Raw genomic sequence first — 4,324 nt, 5'->3', positions numbered from 1 at the left:
GTGTCCTATTTTATGACACTTTGTGCACTCTGCTTACTTTTTTTTCTGTGCTACCCCTACTTATTGAGCCGATACTTGCGATCGGTATAATACTATTAATAATTAATGAGCGTTTTGGTGGATAATTATCATACATTTAAAACCGAAGTTTGAGGACTTCACTCCTCACTACAAACTTAATTTTTAAGGTGTGATAGGCGTACATATAAGAGGTTTATACTATTAAAATTAGTCCCAAATTATTACAGCCAAAACCCACATCGAATGACACAAGTAATCGGCATTGACTTAGGCGGAACCGCAATTAAACTCGGCAGATTCAGCGAAGAGGGCATTTGTCATCAATCCTTAACTGTCCCAACCCCTCAACCGGCAACGCCAGAAGCCGTTTTAGCCGCGATGACGGATGTTATTTTACAACTGAATCCGGTCGAAAATGCTGTAAGTGCGATCGGCATCGGCACACCAGGCCCAGCAGACGCCACCGGCAGAATAGCCAGAGTCGCAATCAACCTCAAAAACTGGCATAACGTCCCCCTAGCTGACTGGTTGGAAGCCAAAACCGGACTGCCGACAATATTAGCAAATGATGCCAACTGTGCCGGATTAGGAGAAGCTTGGCTAGGTGCAGGAAAGCACTTTAAAAACCTCATATTGCTAACATTAGGAACAGGAGTTGGCGGTGCAGTTATCCTCGATGGTAAACTATTTACAGGTCATTTAGGCGCGGCCGGAGAGTTAGGATTAATTGCCATCAATCCCGACGGCCCAGAGTGCAACAGCGGCAATCGCGGTTCTTTAGAACAATACGTTTCCGTGCAGGCAATTCGCCGCGAAACTGGTTTGGAACCTCTAGAATTAGCAAACTTAGCTAAGTCTGGAGATTCCAAAGCTTTAGAATTTTGGCAAAATTACGGGCGCTATCTGGGTATCGGCTTGGCAAGTCTCATTTATATTTTGACGCCGGAAGCTATTATTATCGGCGGCGGAATTAGTGCAGGTGCTGAATTTTTCTTGCCGCAGGTTCGAGAAGAAATTGAGCGGCGGGTTCTGCCGAGTTCTCGCGAAGATTTACAGTTATTGGTTGCTGAATTGGGCAATCAAGCAGGCATGGTAGGCGCGGCAAAATTAGCTTGGCAGCTTGTTCGATAGTTAAAATTAAAAAAAAGCAGCGCATTTTACTGCGCTTTTTTCATATCTAAAATTAGGGTTCAACCTCAGCACTTTAGATCAAAAAAATAAAATGAATTTGAGGAGTTACTAAACATAGTCTCCATTCATTGTTCATGCTTCTAACTAATGACTAATGACTAATGACTAATGACTCCTTCATGGCAGAGATTGTCCAGTCGTATTTTTTATGTATTCCTGAATTTCTTGATAAGTTTCCGGGTTGCTTTGGCGGAGGATAATAATATTAGTTGCACTGTCAGGCAGGCAAAAGCTTAGCCGACCGTTCTGTTCGCAAGCAAAAGAGCTAATTCGACTCATATCGATCGCAAATTCCTTGCGATCGTAATTAATCTTAATCCACGAACCTTTAGAATTGCGGTCAATGGTTTTTTTGAGGTAATCGAGAACTTGCTTGTAAGCCTCATAATTGCCTTGGGGATTAAGAATAATCGGCTGACTGCTATTAGGCAGCCAAAATGTGATACGCTTGTTATCCAGTTCGCTAGAAAAAGCACTAATAGTGTCAAGGTCAATTATGTATGTACTTTTCTCATAAGTAAATTTGCTCCAATAAGCCACAAAGCCTCCTCAAACCTGTGTTTCCTGGTATTTTAAGATAGTTTGACAACTCCTACCATTTTAGATTTTAGATTGTAGATTTTAGATGGGGCATGACTGATGACTATCTGGGTTGGGAAGTTGCCTAAAGTTGCATTTTTTTTGGAAACTGGTATCACCCTTGAAATCCGTAAAAAGTTAAGTAAAAAATCAGCATTTTTACCTTCTGCCTTCTGCCTTCTGCCTTCTGCCTTCTGCCTTCTGCCTTCTGCCTTCTGCCTTCTGCCTTTTGCCTTCTCCCTTGTGGTACTAGCCCCCAGCCCTAGCATAGGGGTTGGGGGGGAGGTTTTTCACTCGTTGAGAATGCTGCCCGATATCTAGTCCGGTAAGTGCGACCCTTATCAAATCCTATTGGTCTGTTGGGTGGGTTTTGTAATGTCCATTGTCGGGGCGATTTGAATATTGTCTACTCTGAACCGCCCCTACAGACCTCTAATATATCAGAACTAATCGATCGCACATGATATGAGATCAGTTTGCGACAACTTTCCCGGCCACCAAGTCGCGACCCTCATCTTCTAAAACATCCTGCTTTCCCTGGATGCTAGCGGCCTGGATAAACCCTTGAAACAATGGGTGGGGCGCGCTAGGTCGAGATTGGAATTCGGGGTGAAATTGACTGGCTATGAAAAAGGGATGATTGGGCAATTCGATCATTTCTACTAATCGGCCGTCTGGAGATGTACCGGAGACTGCATAACCTGATTCTAAGAAAAGATTGCGGTAGGCGTTGTTGAATTCGTACCGATGGCGGTGCCGCTCGTAAATCACTTCTTTCTGATAAAGTTTGAAAGCTAGCGTGTCTGGGTTGACACGGCACGGATACAAACCCAGTCGCATTGTACCGCCCAAATCGACTACATCTTGCTGTTCTGGCAATAAATTAATTACCGGATTTGCTGTATCCGGGTCAAATTCAGCGCTGTTGGCATCCTTGAGTTGGGCGGTGTGGCGCGCCCATTCAATCACAGCACACTGCATCCCCAAACACAATCCCAAAAAAGGTATTTTGTGGTGTTTAGCATATTCGATCGCCGCTATTTTGCCATCAACCCCCCGAACCCCAAAACCTCCCGGCACAACAATGCCGTTCATATCTTTGAGATAGTTATCGAGGTTTCCCGATTCTAAATCTTCTGAGTTAATCCAGTGCAAATTTAGGTCGCAGCCGATCGCAATTGCCGCGTGCCGCAAAGCTTCGACCACCGAAAGATAAGCATCGTTTAACCGCACATATTTGCCAACTAAAGCAATATCAATTTTGTGATTGGGACTGTAAAGCCTGTTGACTAAAGTTTGCCACTGATGCAAATCTGGCTGGCGATGTTCGAGTTGCAGCAAATTGAGCGTTTGTTCCGCTAAACCTTCCTGTTCCATCATCAGCGGCACTTCGTAGATACTTTTAGCATCTTGAGCGGTGATGACGCATTCTTCGGGCACGTTGCAGAATTCAGACAATTTTTGTTTCATGCCCAAAGACAGGGGCCGATCGCACCGACAGACTAGAATATCTGGTTGAATGCCGATCGACCGCAATTCCTTCACCGAATGCTGAGTCGGTTTAGTTTTCATCTCTCCAGCCGAAGGAATCCAAGGTATCAGCGTGACGTGCATATACACAACATTTTGCCGCCCGACATCCTTGCGAAACTGCCGAATTGCCTCCAAAAACGGCAAAGATTCAATATCTCCCACCGTTCCGCCGATTTCCGTAATCACGACATCGGGATTAGTATTTTTTGCTACCCGGTGAATTCGCTCTTTAATCTCATTAGTGATGTGCGGAATCACCTGCACCGTGCTCCCCTGATACTCACCGCGGCGTTCTTTGTTGATCACCGCTTGATAAATGGAACCCGTGGTGACGCTGTTGAGGCGAGACATGGAAGTATCGGTAAAACGCTCGTAGTGCCCCAAATCCAGGTCAGTTTCCGCACCGTCTTGCGTGACGAAGACTTCTCCGTGCTGAAACGGGCTGAGAGTGCCGGGGTCAACGTTAATATAAGGGTCTAGCTTCAAAATCGAGACAGAATAGTTCCGCGACTTCAATAGGCGGCCCAAGGAAGCACCGACAATTCCCTTGCCGATACTGGAAACCACGCCGCCAGTCACAAACACAAATTTGCTCATAGATTTTCAACTTTAGATGTTTCTAGTTAAGAAGGTAACACTCAAATCTAAGAGCTAAAATCGAAAATTGTCCAGCAGTGTTTGAGCCTTTCTCAAATACGGGTGCGGATACGACGAGTCGCCCATTAGCTGAATCGGACGGTTGGTATGGGTTTGGAGTGCGATCGCCCATTTCACCAAAAAACGGGAAGCCCCTGGCTTTAGACATGGGGAGGAACTCGGTAGCGGTTTCAACCGCCTTCAACATTTATTTACGCAATTGATCGAAAGATTTGTTATACCATTTTTTTAAAGATGTGATAGAGATAAAATACCGCCAGACATTGATAAGGAATGAAAATTTAATAACATCAGCGATGTATAATAAATAAATGAGTGAATATGAATAGGTTTAGGTTTCGGT

The 4,324-nt window shown here is 44.7% G+C and carries 4 protein-coding genes; 1 reads left to right on the top strand and 3 read right to left on the bottom strand.

The genetic code is table 11. The features are described from left to right. The first annotated feature begins 264 nt into the window (after positions 1-264). The gene (locus tag QUA58_RS30870) at positions 265-1,152 is read left to right on the top strand and encodes an ROK family protein (RefSeq protein WP_333397941.1); all 888 of its coding nucleotides are present in this window, start codon (positions 265-267) and stop codon (positions 1,150-1,152) included. Between the two features lie 177 nt (positions 1,153-1,329). Here the strand turns inward: QUA58_RS30870 and QUA58_RS30865 are convergent, their stop codons facing one another. The 3 genes from QUA58_RS30865 to QUA58_RS30855 form a co-directional block, all read right to left on the bottom strand. Then, positions 1,330-1,752, bottom strand: coding sequence for a hypothetical protein (locus QUA58_RS30865; protein WP_333253195.1), 423 nt, complete (start codon positions 1,750-1,752; stop codon positions 1,330-1,332). Positions 1,753-2,262: 510 nt separating this feature from the next. Continuing rightward, the gene (locus tag QUA58_RS30860) at positions 2,263-3,921 is read right to left on the bottom strand and encodes a CTP synthase (protein WP_333253193.1); all 1,659 of its coding nucleotides are present in this window, start codon (positions 3,919-3,921) and stop codon (positions 2,263-2,265) included. A gap of 22 nt (positions 3,922-3,943) precedes the next feature. After that, entirely contained in the window at positions 3,944-4,129 is a 186-nt protein-coding gene (locus QUA58_RS30855) for a hypothetical protein (protein ID WP_333397939.1), read from the bottom strand. Positions 4,130-4,324 lie beyond the last annotated feature (195 nt).

The sequence above is a fragment of the Microcoleus sp. N9_A1 genome (genome assembly GCF_036701795.1).
Lineage (GTDB): Bacteria > Cyanobacteriota > Cyanobacteriia > Cyanobacteriales > Microcoleaceae > Microcoleus.
This window is presented reverse-complemented; position numbering and strand designations above follow the sequence as displayed.

What these genes read in the sequence shown, in the direction of transcription:
- QUA58_RS30870 (WP_333397941.1), top strand. Translation starts at nt 265, where the DNA reads ATGACACAAGTAATCGGCATTGACTTAGGCGGAACCGCAATTAAACTC.
- QUA58_RS30855 (WP_333397939.1), bottom strand. Translation starts at nt 4,129, where the DNA reads ATGTCTAAAGCCAGGGGCTTCCCGTTTTTTGGTGAAATGGGCGATCGC.
- QUA58_RS30860 (WP_333253193.1), bottom strand. Translation starts at nt 3,921, where the DNA reads ATGAGCAAATTTGTGTTTGTGACTGGCGGCGTGGTTTCCAGTATCGGC.